Origin of the sequence: Janthinobacterium sp. PLB04, assembly GCF_021165895.1 — a bacterium.
GTDB classification, from domain to species: Bacteria; Pseudomonadota; Gammaproteobacteria; order Burkholderiales; family Burkholderiaceae_D; genus Janthinobacterium; species Janthinobacterium lividum.
Genome location: NZ_CP088968.1, coordinates 5,798,925 through 5,818,168, shown reverse-complemented (window position 1 = coordinate 5,818,168; position 19,244 = coordinate 5,798,925). Strand labels below are relative to the sequence as shown.

The 19,244-nt window shown below is 65.5% G+C and carries 16 protein-coding genes; 8 read left to right on the top strand and 8 right to left on the bottom strand.

From position 1 onward, the window contains the following. Positions 1 to 26: 26 nt before the first annotated feature. Positions 27 to 5,306 (top strand): hybrid sensor histidine kinase/response regulator, encoded by a 5,280-nt coding sequence (locus LSO07_RS25710; RefSeq protein ID WP_151097001.1) that lies wholly within the window; start codon positions 27 to 29, stop codon positions 5,304 to 5,306. 29 nt (positions 5,307 to 5,335) lie between these two features. Beyond that, positions 5,336 to 5,965 carry a hypothetical protein gene (locus LSO07_RS25705; protein WP_151096999.1) on the top strand — a complete coding sequence of 210 codons (630 nt, stop codon included), beginning with the start codon at positions 5,336 to 5,338 and terminating at the stop codon, positions 5,963 to 5,965. Here the strand turns inward: LSO07_RS25705 and LSO07_RS25700 are convergent. Beyond that, positions 5,958 to 7,421, bottom strand: coding sequence for a cryptochrome/photolyase family protein (locus LSO07_RS25700; RefSeq protein WP_151096998.1), 1,464 nt, complete (start codon positions 7,419 to 7,421; stop codon positions 5,958 to 5,960). The two genes, LSO07_RS25705 and LSO07_RS25700, sit on opposite strands and share 8 nt — an antisense overlap. Positions 7,422 to 7,863: 442 nt before the next feature. Between LSO07_RS25700 and LSO07_RS25695 the strand changes: the two genes are divergently transcribed. The 6 genes from LSO07_RS25695 (at position 7,864) to LSO07_RS25670 (ending at position 12,697) form a co-directional block, all read left to right on the top strand. Beyond that, positions 7,864 to 8,466 (top strand): YqgE/AlgH family protein, encoded by a 603-nt coding sequence (locus LSO07_RS25695; RefSeq protein WP_034746689.1) that lies wholly within the window; start codon positions 7,864 to 7,866, stop codon positions 8,464 to 8,466. Between the two features lie 165 nt (positions 8,467 to 8,631). Beyond that, a complete protein-coding gene (ruvX, locus tag LSO07_RS25690) occupies positions 8,632 to 9,015 on the top strand; it encodes a Holliday junction resolvase RuvX (protein WP_034747830.1) in 384 nt (127 codons plus the stop codon). A 39-nt stretch (positions 9,016 to 9,054) separates the two neighbouring features. After that, entirely contained in the window at positions 9,055 to 9,579 is a 525-nt protein-coding gene (gene pyrR, locus LSO07_RS25685; protein ID WP_151096996.1) for a bifunctional pyr operon transcriptional regulator/uracil phosphoribosyltransferase PyrR, read from the top strand. Further along, complete coding sequence (locus tag LSO07_RS25680) at positions 9,572 to 10,537, top strand: aspartate carbamoyltransferase catalytic subunit (protein WP_034780223.1); 966 nt, start codon at positions 9,572 to 9,574, stop codon at positions 10,535 to 10,537. Before pyrR ends, LSO07_RS25680 begins: the two co-directional genes overlap by 8 nt. A gap of 24 nt (positions 10,538 to 10,561) precedes the next feature. Continuing rightward, the gene (locus LSO07_RS25675; RefSeq protein WP_070255919.1) at positions 10,562 to 11,863 is read left to right on the top strand and encodes a dihydroorotase; all 1,302 of its coding nucleotides are present in this window, start codon (positions 10,562 to 10,564) and stop codon (positions 11,861 to 11,863) included. A gap of 87 nt (positions 11,864 to 11,950) precedes the next feature. Next, a complete protein-coding gene (locus LSO07_RS25670) occupies positions 11,951 to 12,697 on the top strand; it encodes a lysophospholipid acyltransferase family protein (RefSeq protein WP_092607848.1) in 747 nt (248 codons plus the stop codon). Here LSO07_RS25670 and LSO07_RS25665 read toward each other — a convergent pair. The 7 genes from LSO07_RS25665 to LSO07_RS25635 form a co-directional block, all read right to left on the bottom strand. Further along, positions 12,694 to 13,458 carry an ABC transporter permease gene (locus LSO07_RS25665; RefSeq protein WP_034780216.1) on the bottom strand — a complete coding sequence of 255 codons (765 nt, stop codon included), beginning with the start codon at positions 13,456 to 13,458 and terminating at the stop codon, positions 12,694 to 12,696. The genes LSO07_RS25670 and LSO07_RS25665 overlap by 4 nt on opposite strands. A 2-nt stretch (positions 13,459 to 13,460) precedes the next feature. Next, positions 13,461 to 14,705 (bottom strand): ABC transporter substrate-binding protein, encoded by a 1,245-nt coding sequence (locus LSO07_RS25660; protein ID WP_151096994.1) that lies wholly within the window; start codon positions 14,703 to 14,705, stop codon positions 13,461 to 13,463. Between the two features lie 17 nt (positions 14,706 to 14,722). Next, positions 14,723 to 15,523 carry an ABC transporter ATP-binding protein gene (locus LSO07_RS25655; protein WP_034780212.1) on the bottom strand — a complete coding sequence of 267 codons (801 nt, stop codon included), beginning with the start codon at positions 15,521 to 15,523 and terminating at the stop codon, positions 14,723 to 14,725. Continuing rightward, complete coding sequence (locus LSO07_RS25650; RefSeq protein ID WP_092607857.1) at positions 15,520 to 16,599, bottom strand: acyl-CoA dehydrogenase family protein; 1,080 nt, start codon at positions 16,597 to 16,599, stop codon at positions 15,520 to 15,522. The genes LSO07_RS25655 and LSO07_RS25650 overlap by 4 nt, the downstream gene beginning before the upstream one ends. A gap of 1 nt (position 16,600) precedes the next feature. Continuing rightward, entirely contained in the window at positions 16,601 to 17,155 is a 555-nt protein-coding gene (locus LSO07_RS25645; RefSeq protein WP_034780208.1) for a carboxymuconolactone decarboxylase family protein, read from the bottom strand. Between the two features lie 118 nt (positions 17,156 to 17,273). Beyond that, positions 17,274 to 18,194 (bottom strand): AraC family transcriptional regulator, encoded by a 921-nt coding sequence (locus tag LSO07_RS25640; protein WP_099394842.1) that lies wholly within the window; start codon positions 18,192 to 18,194, stop codon positions 17,274 to 17,276. Between the two features lie 107 nt (positions 18,195 to 18,301). Further along, positions 18,302 to 19,141 carry a symmetrical bis(5'-nucleosyl)-tetraphosphatase gene (locus LSO07_RS25635; protein WP_092607863.1) on the bottom strand — a complete coding sequence of 280 codons (840 nt, stop codon included), beginning with the start codon at positions 19,139 to 19,141 and terminating at the stop codon, positions 18,302 to 18,304. Positions 19,142 to 19,244 lie beyond the last annotated feature (103 nt).

Below are 19,244 nucleotides of genomic sequence, written 5' to 3'. Positions count from 1 at the left end.
CAGGCGATTTCCTTACCGAGGCATGCATGAGCACACCTGATAGTCCACAGCAGTCCAAGCCGTTCGACAGCGAACCTTTGTCGTGGGTGATGGTGGAAATCCGCGAAGCGCTGGGACGCTCGAAAACGGCCCTGTTCGAGGCGGGTGGCCGCGAGCGCGAGGAGCGCGCCACGGCCCTGCAGCATGCACGCTCGCATCTGCACCAGGCGCATGGCGCGCTGGTGATGGTGGACGTGGCCGGCGCCAGCCTGCTGACGGACGGCGCGGAACAGGCGCTGGCGCGCTTTCGTGACGGCAGCCTCGAATACACGCTGGACCATGCGCAAGTCGTCGCCGAACTGTATCAGGCCCTGACCGAATACCTGGAAGATCTGGTGGCCGGCACGCCGCCGCAGCCCACGCGTTTGTTTCCCTACTACCGCGACCTGCAAGCCATGCTGGGCGCCGAGCGTATACACCCGGCCGACCTGTTCTTTCCGCCGGCATCGATGCTGGAAGGGCATGCCATCGCGCTGGCGCAGGCGCCTCCGGTGGCCGATTATCCGGCCTGGCGCGGACGCTTTGAAAAGTCCCTGTTGCCCTTCCTGAAGGCGCAGGATGACGCGGCGCGGCGCCAGCATGCCAGCGACTTGCACGCCACCCTGACCCTGGTAGCCGACGCGCAGCAGGAAGCACCAGCGCGCACCTTCTGGTTCGCCATGCAGGCCTTTGCCGGGCTGGCGGCCAGCGGCGAGGGCATGGGCACGCTCAACGTCAAACAGCTGTTCGGCCTGATCAACCTGCAATTGCGCCGCCTGGCGCAGGGTACGGCCAGCCTGCCCGAATCGATGCTGCGCGACGCCCTGTTCTTCATCGCGGCCGCCACCGAGCCGACGCCGGAGGCACGCCAGCTGCGCGCCGCTTTCGCCCTGGAGGGGCAGGTTCCCGCCGACGTGGAAACGCGGCGCTACGGCCAGGTTGACCAGGATGCCTTGCAAGGCGCCCGCACGGCCCTGGCGCAGGCGCGCGCCAGCTGGAGCCGCCTGGCGCAAGCCGACCTCGATCCAGCCTTGGGCACGGATTTCGAAGAGTCGCTGCAACAGGTGGCCGCACATGTGGAGTCCTTGAAGCAGCCGGCCCTGGCCAGCCTGCTGCGCGAATGCGCTGCCGTGGCGCGGCAAGCCGTGGCCAGCGGGCGCAGCGCGGCCCTGGAAAATGAAATCGGCGTGGCGCTGCTGTTTGCCGACACGGGGCTGGAGCAGCTGCGCCGCCTGCCCGACGATTTTGCCGGCAATGCGGAAACCATCGCCGCGCGCCTGCAGGCATTGCTGGCTGGCGAAGCGCCGCCGCCCGTCACGGCGGGCGAGATGTCGCGCCAGATCGAACAGGGCCAGACGGTGGCCGCGCTGGCCGAGGAAATGAAGACGGGCCTGCGCCAGGTGGAAAAGGTGCTCAACGCTTATTACGCGGATACGTTGCGGCCGGAGGGGGCACTCGATGGCGTCGCGCCCGTGCTGGGCCAGTTGCAGCAGCAACTGGCCGGGCTGGGACAGGAAGACGCGTGCGCCGCCGTGCTGCAGGTCGACGCGGCCGTGCGGCAGCTGGCCGGTAGTGGCGCCAAGGCGGAGGCGCATGCGGAGGCGCTCGACGAGATCGCGCAAAATGTCAGCGCGCTGGGCTTTTTTGTCGATATGCTGGGCCGCAATGCGCAGGCGGCCAGCGGGCGTTTCCATTTCGATGCTGCCGCCGGCACCTTCCGCGCCCTGCCATTTGAGAAAGTCGCCGCCGCCGGTGCCGTACCGGTGCCCTTGCTCGACCAGACCCTGGCGCCCGCCGCGCCTGCTGGCATGGATGCCGCGCCCGCCGTGACCGACGTCGATGGGGAGATGCTCGATATCTTCCTGGCCGAAGCGCGCGAAGTGCTTGCCTTTATCGACACCACCCTGGCCCTGCCGCGAGAGCAGGCCGCCAGCGGCGACCACCTGGCCATGCTGCGCCGCTCGTTCCATACCCTGAAAGGCAGCAGCCGCATGATCGGCCTGGCGCAGTTTGCCGAAGCGGCCGGCGCCATTGAACGCGTCATGAATACCTGGCTGGCCGAGGCGCGCCCCGTCAGCGACGACTTGTTCACCTTGCTGAATTACGGCTGGTACCAGCTCAGCGAATGGGTGGCCGAACTGGAAGGCGGAGCGGGACGCGAGCGCGAGGCCGGCATGCTGCTGATGGCGGCCGAGCGCGTGCGCGAAGGCGGCCCGTTCGAATTGCGCAAGCCGCGCCCGCCCGCGCCCGTGGCCAGCAATGGCAATGTGATCGGACTTCCCCTGGCCACGGCGCCCACGCTGCACGAAGCGCCGGACGATCACCTCAAGCACGTGGGCGAACTGCGCATCAGCCTTCCCTTGTACAACATCTACCTGGCCGAAACGGATGAATTGCTGCGCGTGCTCACGCGCGACTTCGGCGAGTGGCGCCATGAACAGCGCGCCGTCAGCGCGGAGGCGCTGCAAGCCGTGCATACGCTGGCGGGAACCTCGGGCACGGTGGGTTTCCAGTCCCTGCGCGACCTGGCGCATGCGCTTGAAACGGTGATCGAGACGGTGGTGCCGCCGCTGGCCGGCCTGCGCGCCGAACAGCACGACGTGCTGGAGCAAGCCACGCAGCGCATCGGGCAAATGCTGCAGGCGTTCGCGCTGGGCGATCTGGCGCCAACGCAGCCGGACATGATCGAAGCGCTCAACACCCTGTGGCGCGCCCTGACGGCACCGCCCGGCGAGAGCCAGGAAGACCGGCTCGACGCCCTGTTTGCGGCCGCCTACGCCAGCATCGTCGGCGCGCCGGCCGACGCATTGGCCGAGATTCCTGTACCCCAGCTCGAGACCCTGTTCGAGGCGACGTATGCGAGCATCGTCGCCGACGCGCTGCAGCCGGCTGCTGCCGAAGTGCCGGCACCGGCGCCGATGCAGGACAGCGGCGCCAGCGACGACTTGTTCGACGCCGGTTTCGAGCACGCGCCGCCATTGGAGCACGCGGCACCGGAAGCGCCGGCGCCCGCCATCATGCCGGCCGACGCGGCCGCGCTGCTGGCGGCGAGCGCCGGCATCAGCGATGAACTCGACCTCGATTTATTGTCCGTCTTCCTGGAGGAGGGCGCCGACCTGTTGCCGCAGATCGGCGAGGCGCTGCGCAGCTGGCAGCAGCAGCCGCACGACAGTGGCCAGGCGCAGATGCTGCTGCGCACCCTGCATACGGTCAAGGGCAGCGCGCGCATGGCCGGTGCCATGCGCCTGGGCCAGCATGCGCATGAAATCGAGACGCATATCGAAAACATGCTGCATGCGGGTACCGCCACGCCGCAGGCCTTCGAGGAATTGCTGGCCCACTACGACCATGCGCTGCACCTGTTCGAACAGTTGCAGCAGCCCTTGCTGCCCTTGCCGGGCATGGAAGACACGCCGGCCGCCGAACCGAAGGCGGCCCTGGTGCGCGTGCGCGCCGATATCCTCGACCGCCTGGTGAACCAGGCTGGCGAAGTGTCGATCACGCGCTCCAAGATGGAAAATGAAGTGGGCGTGCTGGGCGCTTCGCTGGCCGAGTTTTCCGACAACCTGGCGCGCTTGCGGCGCCAGCTGCGCGAAGTGGAAATGCAGGCCGAATCGCAGATCGCCTCGCGGATGGCCGTCGGCAGCGAGCGCGATTTCGACCCGCTCGAATTCGACCGCTTTACGCGCTTGCAGGAACTCACGCGCATGATGGCCGAAAGCGTCAACGACGTGGCCTCGTTCCACGAAAACCTCAGCCACAGCGTCGATGCGGTAACGGACGACCTGGTGCTGCAGGCGCGGCTGACGCGCGAGCTGCAGCGCGACCTGATGCAGATCCGCATGGTGCCGTTTGCCAGCATCGCCGAACGGCTGTTCCGCGTGGCGCGGCAAAGCGCCAAGGAAGTCGACAAGCGCGTCAACCTCGACATCCGCGGCGGCGGCGTGGAAATCGACCGCAGTGTACTGGAACGCATGGCGGCGCCCTTCGAGCACCTGCTGCGCAACGCCATCGTGCACGGCGTCGAGCCGCGCGACGCGCGCCTGTCCGCGGGCAAGAGCGAAACGGGCGAGCTGCTGGTGCAGGTCAGCCAGCAGGGCAATGAAGTGGCGATCGCCTTTTCCGACGATGGCGCGGGGCTGGACCTGGAACGCATCCGCGCCAAGGCGCACGGCGCCGGTCTGGTGGCGACGGATGCGCCATTGACCGACGCGCAGGCGGCCGAACTGATTTTCACGCCCGGCTTTTCCACCGCCGACAGCCTGACGGAACTGGCCGGGCGCGGTTTTGGTATGGACATCGTGCGCTCCGAAGCGCTGGCCCTGGGCGGGCGCGTGGAAACGCTGACGCAGGCGGGCCTGGGCATGCGCTTCACCATCCACCTGCCGCTGACCCTGGCCGTCACGCAAGTGGTGCTGCTGGCGGCCAGCGGCAAGACGTATGCCCTGCCATCGGTGCTGGTGGAGCAGGTGCTGCACCTGAAAGGCGAACAGCTGGAGCAGGTGCGGGCGGCCGGGCGCATCGAGTCGCACGGGCAGTCGCTGGCGCTGCATCACCTGTCGGCCATGCTGGGCGAGACGCCGGCGGCGCAGGCCACGCAGCGCTATGCGCCCGTGCTGTTGCTGAGGAATGGCAATGACAGGCTGGCCTTGCAGGTCGATGACGTGGTGGGCAACCGCGAAGTCGTGGTCAAGCACGTGGGCCCGCAGCTGGCGCGCATGCCGGGCATCGCCGGCGCCACGGTGCTGGGCACGGGCGATATCGTGCTGATCCTCAATCCGGTGGCGCTGGCACAGCATCTGGAGCACCATCCGGAACTGTTGGCGCAGTATGCGCTGGCCAGCAGCGAGCAGCATGCCGCTTCCAGCGCGCTGGCCGTGCCTGCCGTGCGCGTGATGGTGGTCGACGACTCGCTGACGGTGCGCCGCGTGATGCAGCGCCTGTTCGAGCGCGAAGGCTACCAGGTGCTGCTGGCCAAGGATGGCGTCGATGCGCTGGAACAGCTGCATGCGCTGGAGCCGGCTGCCATGCCGGCCCTGCTGCTGGTCGACGTGGAAATGCCGCGCATGGATGGTTTTGATTTGACGCGCAATGTGCGCAGCGACGACAAGACGCGCGCCATCCCCGTCATCATGATTACCTCGCGCAGCGCCGACAAGCACCGCGCGCATGCGTTCGAGCTGGGCGTGAATGCGTATTTCGGCAAGCCGTTCCAGGAAGAGGAATTGCTGGCGGAAGTGCAGCGCCTGCAAACGGAGGCTGGTGCCGAAACACCGCGGCAGCCATAACAGGCGTGCATCGCCAAATCAGGAAAACAATGAGCCTTCACGCCAAACTGAAAAAACTCGAAGACAAAGCCATGGCCAAAGGTGAGCATGCGGTCGCCGCGGCCGTCGCCCATCTGTTGCAGGATATCGACTCCATCGACAGGCAAATCAACCTCGTCGGGGCGTTGCATGAAGTGGGCTATCTGCAGAACTCGCTGAAGCCCTACTGGAATGCGTTCAGGGCCGATGAGCCGGCATGGATAGTACGCTGCCTGGCAAGGCTGGTCATTGCCGATCATGACTATTGGGCACTCGCCGCGCTGCTGGGGTGCGATGGTCCGGCCACCATCGGCATCGCCATGGGCAAGGGGTTCAAATCCGCCGCGACGAGGCAGTATGAACGTTTCGACAAGCCCGATGTCCATGTCGATACCCTGTATTTGTCAGGCATGGGGAGGGTGCTGCACCCCATATTGGAAGTCGGCTATGACACGCGCGAAATGATCAATGTGGATATGGGAAGGGCGCGGGCACTGAGCCTTGACAATGCGCAATGGCAGTCCGGCGACAAGCTGGGGACGGGCGGACTATCCCTTTCCATGCAGGCGAAACTTCCGCACGGCGCCTGGCGGTCGGTGTGGACGCCGTTCACCGCACAGGAAGCCGGTGGCCTTACTTGACCACTTTGACCACTTCATAACGCTCCAGGGTCTCCTTGCGCGCCTCGTCGTGCTGCACCAGCGGTTCCGGATAATCGCGCCCCAGTATGATGTTTTTTTGCTCGAGCAGCATGCGCGGCACCAGCCAGGGAGCATGGATTTCCTTGTCGCCCAGCGCCTTCAGCTGCGGCAGGTAGCGGCGGATGAAACGCCCGCTGGCATCGAATTTTTCCGACTGCGTGACGGGGTTGAAGATGCGGAAGTAGGGCTGCGCATCGCAGCCGGACGACGAGGCCCATTGCCAGCCGCCGTTGTTCGAGGCCAGGTCGAAGTCATTCAGGTGCAGCGCGAAATACGCTTCGCCGCGGCGCCAGTCGATGCCCAGATCCTTGATCAGAAAGCAGGCCGTGACCATGCGCAGGCGGTTGTGCATGTAGCCCGTCTGGTTCAGCTGCGCCATCGCCGCATCCACCAGCGGATAGCCGGTGCGCCCCTCGCACCAGGCGGCAAACAAGGCATCGGCCTCGGGGCCCGTTTCCCAGGCGATGGCGTCGTAGGCGGGTTTGAAGGCGCCGCCTTCCACGTGCGGGTTCTGGTACAAAATCATGGCATAGAAATCGCGCCAGATCAGTTCCGCCAGCCACACGGGCGCGCCATCGCCGCCACCGCCGCGGTCCATCAGGTCGACCACGGTGCGCACCAGATAGCGCAGCGACACGGTGCCGAAGCGCAGATGCATGGACAGGTAGGATGGCCCCTTCAGGGCGGGAAAATCGCGCGCCACGTCATAGCGGGCCACGCGCGGCAGGAAATCCTCGAACAGTTGACTGGCGCCCGCCATGCCGGTGGGGATGGCCAGTTCGGCCAGGTTGCTGGCCTCGAAACCCAGTTCGCCCAGGGTGGGCAGCGGCGCCGGCGTGCCGGCGCGCGGCGGCGCCAGGCTGGCCGCATGCGGCTCGATATCGAACGGCGCCAGGCAGGCGGGTTCGGCGCGCATTTTCTTCAGCCAGGCATTCTTGTACGGCGTGTAGACGGTATACGGCTTGGCCGAGAGCGTCAGCACCTCGTCCTTTTCAAAGATGACCTGGTCCTTGAAACTGAACCACAGGCGCGCGTCGCGCGTGAGCGCGGCGGCCACGCCGGCATCGCGCGCGATCGCTTGCGGCTCGTAGTCGTGGTTGGCAAAAACGGCGTCGGCGTTCAACTCGGCGGCCAGGCGCGGGATGGTCTCGGCCGCGTCCGCGTGCAGCACGATCAGGTCGCCGCCCAGCTGGCGCAGCTCGCTGGCGAGCTCGGCCACGCTGGCATGGATGAAGTCGACCCGCCGGTCGCGGCGCGGCAGCGTTGCCAGGATGGCGGTGTCGTACACGAAGACGCAATGCACGGCCTGGCTCTGGCGCAGGGCGTGATGCAGTGCAGCATGGTCAAACGCGCGCAGATCGCGCCGGAACCACACCAGGGAAGTCTTGATTGTCATTATTTCGCGTGTTCAGGGTCAAAGATAGGCGATTTTTTGCCGCCAACAGGGCTTTATGGCCGCTCGCGTCGTGCCTTTGGCGTCGCTGCGGCGGCAATTCAGTGTAAACTACCGGGTATGTTCATGGTGCTTTATGTGCGACAGCGATTTTGCAATCAATTTTACAATTGGCATTGAAATGCGCTTGCAGGGAAAGCGACGTTTCCTATCAAGCAAGTCACTCAGCGTGCAGGATGTCGCCGCATGGCACAGCAAATTGATAACTAATTTATAACATAACAAGAATAGCGCCTGGCAATACGGTTCCCGCCGCCCAGCATTCGCGGCAGGATGTGCCAGGCGTACGATAGCGGGGTAAGCGAGACTTGCCAGCAAGCCCACAGAGAGAGCATCGCGTATGAAAAAGAGTAAAATCGACCAGACTCTACCAGGACATCGTCTGATGCAGGGTGTGGGAGAGCCGGCCGCGACCGGTTCCTCCACCCTGAATCTGGCCAACCATTTCCTGATTGCGATGCCGGCTATGCAAGATCCGATCTTCGGCGGCACGGTCGTGTACGTGTGTGAACATAATGAAAACGGCGTGCTGGGTGTCGTCATCAACAAGCCCACCGACATGACCATGGAAGTGCTGTTCGACCGCATCGACCTGAAACTGGCGGCCGGCAGCGACACGCCCATCATCAACGAACCGATCATGTTCGGCGGCCCCGTGCAGGACGACCGTGGCTTCGTGCTGCACACGCCGGGCGCGCGCTATTCCTCGTCGCTGACGGTGACCGATGAAGTGGCGTTTACCACGTCGATCGACGTGCTCGAAGCCGTCGCCAAAGGCGATGGCCCCGAGCGCATGCTGGTCTCGATCGGCTATTCGGGCTGGAGCCCGGGCCAGCTGGAAGACGAGATCGGCCGCAACGGCTGGCTGACGGTAGGCGCCTCGGCCGACATCCTGTTCGATTTCCCCATCGAGCAGCGCTACGTGGCGGCCATCAAGTTGCTGGGCATCGACCCCCTCATGCTGGCGAGCGAGGCCGGACACGCATGAGGTGGATGCCATAAACCTACTGCGCAGCCCACTTTCGGGCATCCGTTGCTCGCTGTACCTTCGTACAGCTCCGCTACTCAACCCGACATTGAGCTTGCTCGCTACGGTTTCTGGCACCACCTATGTTGATCTTTATTATGGAAAAATGCTGTGACGAGTGACGCCATCGATACCATCCTCGCCTTCGATTTCGGCTTGAAGCGCATCGGCGTGGCCATCGGCAATACCATGATTTGCCAGGCCAAGCCGCTCAGCGTGATCACGGCCACGGCGAACGAGCCGAAGTTTGCCGCCATCGATAGCCTGATCAAGGAGTGGGGCGCCAGCCGCATCGTGGTGGGCTTGCCCAGCCATCCCGATGGCACGGAACACGAGATGAGCGCGCGCTGCCGCCGTTTCGCCAACCAGGTGCATGGCCGCTTCAACCTGCCGGTGGAACTTGTCGATGAGCGTTACTCCTCGGCCGTCATCGCCGCCAAGCGCGGTGAAGTGATCGACGACCGCGCCGCCGCCATCATCCTGCAACAGTATTTCGACGCGAATTATTAATCTGACCCTAGACTTCCTCCCTGAATGATCAAGAACTCTATGCCGCATCCTATGAATCCTTCCCAACTCGACGCCGAGGCCCTGTACGCGGTCTTGCTGCAGCAAGTGCAGAGCGGCCTGGCGGGCATCCCCAACGTGGCCATCGTCGGCATCCATTCGGGCGGTGCCTGGCTGGCCGAACGCCTGGCGCGCGACCTGAACCTGCTCGACCGCCTGGGTGTGCTCGATGTCTCGTTCTACCGCGACGACTTTGCGCAGAAGGGTCTGCATGCGGACGTCAAGCCGACGCAGATCAGTTTTGACGTGGCCGGCGCCACCATCCTGCTGGTCGACGACGTGCTGTACACGGGCCGCACCACGCGCGCGGCCATCAACGAATTGTTCGACTATGGCCGCCCGGCGAAGATCATGCTGGCCGCCCTGGTCGACCGCGGCGAGCGCCAGTTGCCGGTGGCCGCCGATTTCGTGGCCGCCTTCACAGCCGTGCCGCCGGGCCAGGCCCTGGTCCTGAAGCAAGCCGACGATGGAAAATTCACGCTCACCATAGATACCCACCATGCTTAATCCGCAACTGAATAAACACGGCGAACTGCAACATCTGCTGACGATCGAAGGCTTGCCGAAGTCTATCGTCAACCACATTCTCGATACCGCTTCCTCGTTCGTCGGCATCTCCGACCGCGATGTGAAAAAGGTCCCGCTGATGCGCGGCAAGAGCGTTTTCAACCTGTTCTTTGAAAACTCCACGCGCACCCGCACCACCTTCGAGATCGCGTCAAAAAGGCTGTCGGCCGACGTCATCAACCTGAACATCCAGGCGTCGTCGGCCAGCAAGGGCGAGTCCCTGCTCGACACCATCGACAACCTGTCGGCCATGCATGCCGACATGTTCGTCGTGCGCCATGCGCAGTCGGGCGCGCCCTACCTGATCGCCAAGCACCTGATCGACACCAGGCAGCCGCACGTCCACGTTGTCAACGCGGGCGACGGACGCCATGCGCACCCGACCCAGGGCTTGCTCGACATGTACACGATCCGCCATTACAAGAAGGATTTCACCAACTTGACGGTGGCCATCGTGGGCGACATCCTGCACAGCCGCGTGGCCCGTTCCGACATCCACGCGCTGACCACGCTGGGCGTGCCGGAAGTGCGCGCCATCGGCCCGCACACCCTGCTGCCAGGCGGCCTGGAGCAGATGGGCGTGCGCACCTTCACCAACATGGATGAAGGCCTCAAGGGCGTCGACGTGATCATCATGCTGCGCCTGCAAAATGAACGCATGAGCGGCGCGCTGCTGCCATCGGCGCAGGAATACTTCAAGAGCTATGGCTTGACGCCCGAGCGCCTGGCGCTGGCGAAACCGGACGCCATCGTCATGCATCCGGGCCCGATGAACCGCGGCGTGGAAATCGATTCGGCCGTGGCCGACGGTCCGCAGGCGGTGATCCTGCCGCAGGTGACCTTCGGTATCGCCGTGCGCATGGCGGTGATGAGTATTTTGGCTGGTAATCAGGGCTGATAGCCCAAGGACGAGTAAGCGAGCATGACGACACTACATATCAAGAACGGCCACCTGATCGACCCTGCCAACGGCATCGATGGCTTGCAAGACCTGTTTATCGCCGACGGCAAGGTGCTGGCCGTGGGCAGCGCCCCGGCCGGTTTCAAGGCCGACACCACGTTTGACGCGGCCGGCCTGGTGGTTTCCCCCGGCCTGGTCGACCTGTCCGCGCGCCTGCGCGAGCCGGGCTACGAATACAAGGCGACCCTGGAATCGGAATTGCAGGCAGCTCTCCAAGGCGGCGTCACGAGCCTGGTCTGCCCGCCCGACACCGACCCCGTGCTGGACGAGCCGGGTCTGGTGGAAATGCTGAAATACCGCGCCAAGACGCAGAACAAGGCCCACGTGCACCCGCTGGGCGCGCTGACCATGGGCTTGAAGGGCAAGTCGCTGACGGAAATGGCGGAACTGACGGAAGCGGGCTGCATCGGCTTCGCGCAGGCGGAAGAGCCGATCGAAGACACCACCGTGCTGCTGCGCGCGATGCAGTATGCGAACACCTTCGGCTACACCGTCTGGCTGCGCCCGCAAGACCCGCATATCGGCCGTGGCGGCATCGCCCACAGCGGCCCGCTGGCGTCGCGCCTGGGGCTGTCCGGCGTGCCCGTGATGTCCGAAACCATCGCCCTGCACACGATTTTCGAATTGATGCGCGCCAGCCGCGCGCGCGTGCACCTGTGCCGCATCTCGTCGGCGGCCGGCCTGGAACTGATCCGTGCGGCCAAGGCCGAAGGCTTGCCCGTCACCTGCGACGTGGGCGTGCACCATGTGCACCTGACGGACGCCGATATCGGCTTCTTCGACCCGAATGCGCGCGTCACGCCACCGTTCCGCAGCCAGCGCGACCGCGATGCGATCCGCGCCGGCCTGTTTGACGGCACGGTCGACGCCATGTGCTCGGACCATACGCCGGTCGACGACGATGAAAAACTGCTGCCGTTCGGCGAAGCGTCGCCCGGCGCCACGGGGCTGGAGCTGCTGCTGTCGCTGGCCCTGAAATGGGCCGACGACTATGCGCTGGCGCAGCCGCAAGCGGGCGCCCGTCCGCTTGCGCGCGCCGTGGCCAAGGTCACGGCCGACGCGGCCCGTGTCGCCGGCATCCCGGCCGGCAGCCTGGCCGTGGGCGAAGCGGCCGACATCTGCGTCTTCGATCCCGCCGCGCGCTGGACCGTGTCGTCGGCGTCGCTGGCCAGCCAGGGCAAGCACACGCCTTTCCTCGGCTATGAGCTGAGCGGCATCGTCAAGGCGACCATCGTTGCCGGACAGGTGGCGTTTCAGCGTTAAAAAATCAGATCCATGGACCGGGGCGCGCTGCCCCGGTATCCCTTGTCTGCTCCCGGATTTCGGTTCTGGTTTATTTGTTGGTGTGATTTGAAACTTCTGCTTACCTACCGCCTCGCGCGCATCGCCATTCACCTGGGCTGCGGCATGGCCAAGAGCGCCGTGCTCTTTCCCTGGCTGGACCTGGAGGGGCGCAACCGGCGGATCCGCCGCTGGTCGACGCAACTGCTCGACATCTGCGGCGTGCACGTGGCGCAGCCGGCAGACAGCGTGCCGGCACTCGACCATGCGATGGTGGTGGCGAACCACGTTTCGTGGCTCGATATCTTCGTCATTAATGCCGTCCACCCCTGCCGTTTTGTCGCCAAGGCGGAAATCCGCGCCTGGCCGATCCTGGGCTGGCTGGCGGGGCGCGCCGGCACCATCTTCATTTCGCGCGGCAGCAAGCGCGACCTGCGTTTGATTTTCCAGGGCCTGGTGGATAAATTGACGGCGGGCGAGCGCATTGCGTTCTTCCCCGAAGGCACGACCGCCGCGCAAGGACAGATCCTGCCGTTTCACGCCAACCTGTTCGAGGCTGCCATCGACGCGCAAGTGCCGGTGCAGCCGTTCGCGCTCGTGTATGTGGATGACAAGGGAGCCTTGCACCACGCCGTCGACTTCATCGGCGACATGAGCTTTGCGCAAAGCATGGTGGCGATTCTGAGCGGCCCGCCCATCACGGCGCGCCTGACCTGTCTGGCGCCAGTGGCGACGCTCGACGCGCACCGCCGTGAACTGGCAGCGGCAACGCAGGCGACTATCGCCGCCACGCTGCCGCTGGACAAGGCGGCTTAGTTCTTCACGTGCAGCCAGCGCGCATGCGCGGCGCGGGCCAGATAGTCGAGGATGAAACCGAGTATGCCGATCAGCACGATGGCGGCCATCAGCTCCGAGTACGCGAGCCGGTCGCGCGTGTCGAGGATGAAGTAGCCGAGGCCCGCCGACACGCCCAGCATTTCCGCCGGTACCAGCACGATCCAGATGATGCCGATGGCCAGGCGCACGCCCGTCAGGATATCGGCCGTAATGCCCGGCAAAATCACCTTGAAGACGATCTCGCTGCGCGTGGCCGATAGGCTACGGGCCAGCAGCAGCCAGTTCGGATCGAGCCGCGCCACGCCGGCCGCCGTATTGAGCAGGATCGGCCAGACGGCCGCAAACGCCAGCAGGAAGTACACGGGCGCGTCACCGACACCGAGCACCATCACGGCAATCGGCATCCACGATAACGGCGAAATCATGCGCAGCAGCTGGAACAGCGGCATGGCCGCGCCGGAAAAGCTCTTCGACATGGCCACCAGCACGCCCAGCGGCACGCCGATGACGATGGCCAGTCCCAGGCCCACGGCTACCCTTTGCAGGCTCAGTACCACGTGCAGCCAGATATCCGAACCGCCCACCATCTCCTGGAACGCCAGCGCCGTGGGCAAGGGGGCGAAGGCGGTGGCGATCGGCGTGGATTTCTCCAGCGCCGTCACGCCCATGGACCACAGCAGCAAGGCACAGGCCAGCCCCACCAGGGGCAGGCCGAACTTCGTGAACAACTTGCTTGCCATCGTCAGACCGCCACGGTTTCGCTGCGCAGCAGGTTGGCCGGCAAGCCGAAGGCGGCCGGGCCGCCGACTGCCGTGATGGCCTTGCGCACGAAGCGGTCATCGACCAGGTCGCGCGCGGCGAACTTCGGATCGAGGTTGGCCAGGAAGCGCGTATCGCCTTCGACCTTGGTGCGGCTGATGGCGCGCACCAGCTCTTCCGTGTACGAGGCGAACGGATATGGCTGGAAGTCGATGCGGCGCTGCTGCCAGTTCTTGTGCGCGATCAGGCCCTGTTTTTCATAGCTGGCGTAATCGGTGGTGGCCAGCACCTTCGTCAGCACTTGCAGCGGATGCGGCGTGTAGCGGTGCTCGCCCACGTTCGACAGCAGCTTGGCCGTGTCGACCTGGTTCGAGCGCGTCCACAGCTGCGCCTTGACGATGGCGTTGGTGACCTTTTGCGCCCATTCGGGACGCGTGTTGATGTCGCGTTCGGACAGGAACGTGACGCAGCATGCATGGTTTTTCCACACGTCGCCCGAGAAGCGCAGGATCTTGCCGATGCCGGCGTTTTCCGCCGCCGCATTGAACGGCTCGGCCACGATGTAGCCGGCAATCGACTTGCTGGCCAGCGCGGAGACCATTTCGGCCGGCGCCAGCACGATCAGATTGACCTCATTCGATTTGATGGCTGCGTTGCGCGCGCGCGTGACCGGGGTCAAGCCATTGGCGCTCAGGATTTGCTGCAACAGGATGTTGTGGATCGAGTACCAGAACGGGATGGCGACCGTGCGCCCGCCCAGGTCGGAGACCTTGTTGATCTCGTTGGCCACCGTCAGCGCGGAACCGTTGACGTGGTTCCAGGCGACGACTTTCGCGGGGAACTTGGCGCCGTAGCGCACCCACAGGGTGGCCGGCGACAGCAGGTGGATGACGTTGACCTGGCCGGCGACGAAGGCTTCGATGATCTGCGCCCAGCTGCGGAACAGGCGCGGCGTTTCCGCCTGCAAGCCCTCGGCCTCGAACAGCTTGCGGGCGTGCGCGACGAGCAGCGGGGTGGCGTCGGTAATCGGCAGGTAGCCGATCTTCACGGGCTGGTCGTCGCCTTTCGGACCTTGCTGGGCCATGGCGTCGCCGGCGAACAGCAGCGGCGAGGCGACGCTGGCCGTGGCCAGGGCCGACATGCGCAGGAAGTCGCGCCGCGTCAGGCCGCAGTCGCAATCGGACGAGGCGCAGATGTGCAGGGGTTTGTTTTGGTCTTCGAATGTCATGGGAATGTTCCGGTCGATTAATGAGGAGCAAAGGCGGGCGTTTGATCCTGCTTTTGCAGCGCCTGCAGGGCGTCAAGGATGTCCATCTTGAGGGCGATCACGTCGGCGCTGTGGCCGATGCGCGGCTGGGCGATGGCGACAGGCCATTCGCGCACGATGTTGCCCGGCTTGCCGCCCATCAGCAAGATGCGGTCGGCCACGAGGATCGCTTCATCGATATCGTGCGTGACGAGCAGCACGGCCGTGTGCCAGCGGTGCACCACGTCGACCAGCAGCGACTGCATCTCGGCGCGCGTGATGGCGTCGAGCGCGGAAAACGGTTCATCGGCAAACAGCAGTTCCGGTTCGCGCGCCAGCGCACGGGCCAGCGCCACGCGCTGCGCCATGCCGCCCGACAGGGCGGACGGGTACAGTTTTTCGCGGCCCTTCAAGCCGACCGCTTCGATGGCTTGCGCCACGCGCGCCTGGTGCGCCTCGCGCGTGAGCTGCGGCTGGTGCTTGAAGTCCAGGCCAAAACCGGCATTGCCCGTGACATTCAGCCAGGGCAAGAGGCTGGCTTGCTGGAAGACGAGGGCGCTGCGCGGATCCGGTTCGCGCATGGGCGCATCGAGGAACTGGATCTCGCCCGTCGATGGCGGCTGCAAGCCGGCCAGCACGCGCAGCAGGCTCGATTTGCCGCAGCCGCTGCCGCCCAGCAGGCAGACGATTTCACGCTTGCGCACGCCCAGCGAGACGTGCTGGAACACAGGCGCCGTGCCGGGATAGGCGTAGCTCAGGTCCTGCGCCTGCAGCGCCCAGTCTTGCGCCGCTGCCGTCATGCCGGGGCTCCCGCTGCCGCCTGCTGGCTGTCGAACAGCTGCAAGGCAGCCTGCAATTGCGTCAGGCTGGGGGTGACGATGGGGATGAACGACGATTCGCGCCAGCGGCGGGCAAAGCCCTGCTGCTCGGCGTTCAGGTAGGCGCGCCCGCCCATGGCTTGCAGTTCCAGCATCAGCGCCTGCTGCAGCACGTCGGCCAGCTGTATACGCAAGCGGAACATGGCTGGTGCCTGCGTCTGGAAGCGGCCATCATGCACGCCGGCCAGCAGCGTAGCGACGGCGTTTTCCAGGGTGGCTTGCAGCGCTTCGATGCGGGGCGTGAGCTGGTTGCGCGAGCCGGCGGAAATCTGCGCCGCTTTTGCCAGGCTGGCGCGCGCCAGGCCGATCGACAGGCCGCACTGCATGCCGAGGAACGATGGGCGCACCTGCGGCAGCCAGGCTGGCGCATTGTCGCTGATGATGTCCGCGGCGGGAATGTGCACCTGCGCCAGCTTGACGGAAGCCGTATTGCTGCCGCGCAGGGCGATCAGGTCCAGGTCTTCGCTGCGCTTGACGCCTGCCGTGCCGCTGTCGAAGGCGACGATGACGGGGGGCGCGCCGTCGTTCGGCGCCACGGCGGCGGCCGCGACAAAGCCCGCCTTGCGCAAGTTCGTCACCCAGGCCAGGCCGCCGTCGACCAGCAGGCCGTCATCATGGCGCGCGCCCGTGATCTGCAGCTGCTCGATGCCGGACAAGAATTTCATGGCGTTCGACAAACCGCTGGCGCCCGCTTGCGTGCCTGCCAGCAGGCCTGGCAAGCGGCGCTCGGCCAACGCGCGGTTCTCGCTTTGCAGCAGGAATTCGATGAAGCAGCGCTGGCCCCAGAAAACAAAAGCTGCCGTCACCGATTGCTCGGCCACTTTGGCGATGGCGTCGATGGCGTCGCGTACGTCGCCGCCCGCGCCGCCATGTGCCTGCGGCACGCCGATGGCCAGCAGCTGGTCGCCAGCGAGGGCCGGCAAAACGGTTTCAGCCAGTTCCGATGATTGGTCAAGCTGGTCGGCATGCATGTGCAGCCAGTGATTGAGGCGGCCCATGTCAGACGGCGCCAGGCAGGTAGGGTGTCAACTGCGGATTGACGGGCGTGCCGGCCAGGCTGTTGGAGAAATTGCACAGGGTGGCCAGGCTGATGCCCAGCACGACTTCCAGCGCCTGCTGTTCCTCGTAGCCGGCGGCCAGGAAGGCTTGATATTCGGCGTCGCTGACGGCGCCGCGCGTGGCGATGACGGCCGTGGCGAAGGCGGCGACGGCGTCCAGTTTGATGTCACCCGTCGGCTGGCCGTGCTGCAGGGCGCGCACCGTGTCTGGTGTCTGGCCCGCTTTTTTCAGCGAGATGGCACTATGGCCGGCGATGCAGAAATCGCAGCCATGGATGCGCGCTGCCGTGATTTGCACCACTTCGCGTTCCATCAGGCTCAGGCTGGCGCGTCCATTGATGCCGGAGACGGTCAGATAGGTTTCCAGGGCCAGCGGGGCATTGGCCAGCACGCCGATCAGGTTGGGCAGGAAGCCATTGTTGGCGATGGCCTTTTCCACGAAGGGACGGCTATCGGCCGGAGCGGTATCGAGAGTGTGCAGCGTCAGACGGGACATGGGGTACCTTGCTAAGTTGGTAAGTCACCCGGCCATTATATCGGCCATGCCGTGCGCGCAACAGACGTCAGCGTCGCCCTTTTGTGCTCGTTCGTCTGCGATTGTGAGATCCTTGATTTCAGCTGGCCAACTGGCGCAGGCGCTGGTCGCGCCGGTAGGCGCCCGGCTGCTCGCCCGTGACCCGCTTGAAGGCGCGCGTAAAGGCGGCGTGCGAGCGGTAGCCCACCAGTTCGGCCGCGCGTTCGACGGAGACGCCGTCGTGCAGCCGGCGCGCCGCGATCTTCATGCGCAGCAGGAGCAGGAACTGGGCCGGCGAGTGGCCGCTGGCGCTGGCGAAATGCTTGCAGAAGCTGGCGCGCGACATGCACGCTGCCTTGGCCATGTTCTCGATCGACCAGTCGGCGGCGGGGGCGTCGAGCATGCGTTCGAGCAGCGGCGAAAACGCGGGCTGGTGCAGCAGCGACAGCAGGCCGGCCGCCACCTGCTCGCCCTGCGCCACATGGCGGATCAGGTAAAAGAACAGCAGTTCGACCAGGCGCGCGATGAGCGGCGACGGTTGTTCCGGATCGCCGCCCGCTTCCGCCAGGATCAGGTCGAACAACGCGGCGGCGGCGCTGAAGGCGGGCGCGTCGCCGCGTATCAGCAGATATGGCGGGAAGGAGTCGACGATCAGCGCTGAGAGGGCACCGCGAAATTGAAAGAAGCCGCAGGCCAGCGCCGTCGCCGGCAGTTTCGTGGGCGCCTGCAGCGGCAGCATGGCTTGCGCGCTGACCGCCTGCAGCGGGTCGCTGTGGGGACTCAGAAAGTGCGGCAAGTCGCGTAGCAGGAAGACGCCGTCGCGCGGGCCGAGCGCGATTGGCGCCGCGCCATCGAGGTGCAGATAGCAGTGGCCATCGAGCACCAGGTGAAAGCTGCCCAGTTCCCGGCCTGCCGTGGAGGCGCGCCAGCGACCGCAGTACTGGCCCACATGCAGGACGGCGGTGTCGAGTTCCAGGCTGCCGAGCAGCCAGCGCGCCAGTCTGTCGGTATCAGGGGGCATGGGATCGCACAGACAAAAGCTGCATCATAAAAGTTGCATCATAAGGGCCACGCGCGGCAAGGCCAACGACCGATTTCGACTAAGCATATGCGCGCCATGCTTGTCACTTACCGCTTGCCGCTGTGCTGCTGGAAGGCAGGGCAGTCGACTTGCAGCAGCGAGCGGTCTTCCAGACACACGGCCGACAGTTTTCCGCCCCACACGCAGCCGCTATCGAGGCCAATCAGGTGTGGCCGCAACTGCAGTCCCAGCGCCGACCAGTGGCCGAAGACGATGGTGTCGCCAGCGCTGCGCCGTCCCGGCACGTCGAACCACGGCAGCAGGCCGGAGCCGGGCGGCGGGCTGCCGCTTTCCTTCATCTTGAAGTCCATCACGCCGTCCGGCGTGCAAAAGCGCAGCCGCGTCATGGCGTTGATGATGCAGCGCAGCCGGTCGGCGCCCTGCAGGTCGTCGCGCCAGGCGGCCGGCTCGTTGCCGTACATGGTGCGCAGGAACGCCACCCAGCCGTCGCTGCGCAGCATGGCGGACACTTCCCCGCTCAGCGACAGGGCCTGGGCAGCGCTCCATTGCGGCAGCAAGCCCGCATGCACGAGCACATGGCCGTCGTGTTCCAGTGCCAGTGGCCGCTGGCGCAGCCAGGCGAGCAATTCCTCGCGGTCGGGCGCATCGAGGATCTCGGCCAGCGTATCGGACGCATGCTCGGGGCGGATGCCGTTGGCCACGGCCAGCAGGTGCAAGTCATGGTTGCCCAGGACGCTGTCGGCCAGGCCCTGCCGCGCCAGCGCATGCACGTGGCGCAGGGTGGCCAGCGATGCGGGGCCGCGATTGATCAGGTCGCCCGCGAACAGCAGGCGGTAGGGGCCATCCGCTGCCGCCTGGATCCGTTCGATCAGCTCGACGGTTTGTGCGTGGCAGCCTTGCAGATCGCCGATAAAGTAAGTTTTCATATGTGCCGGGTGAAGTGAACTACGCGCCTGCATTATAAGCATGCCAGTCCTTTGGCGTTGGGGACATTGCGGGTCTGCGAGCAATTGCGCGCATGGCCGGAGG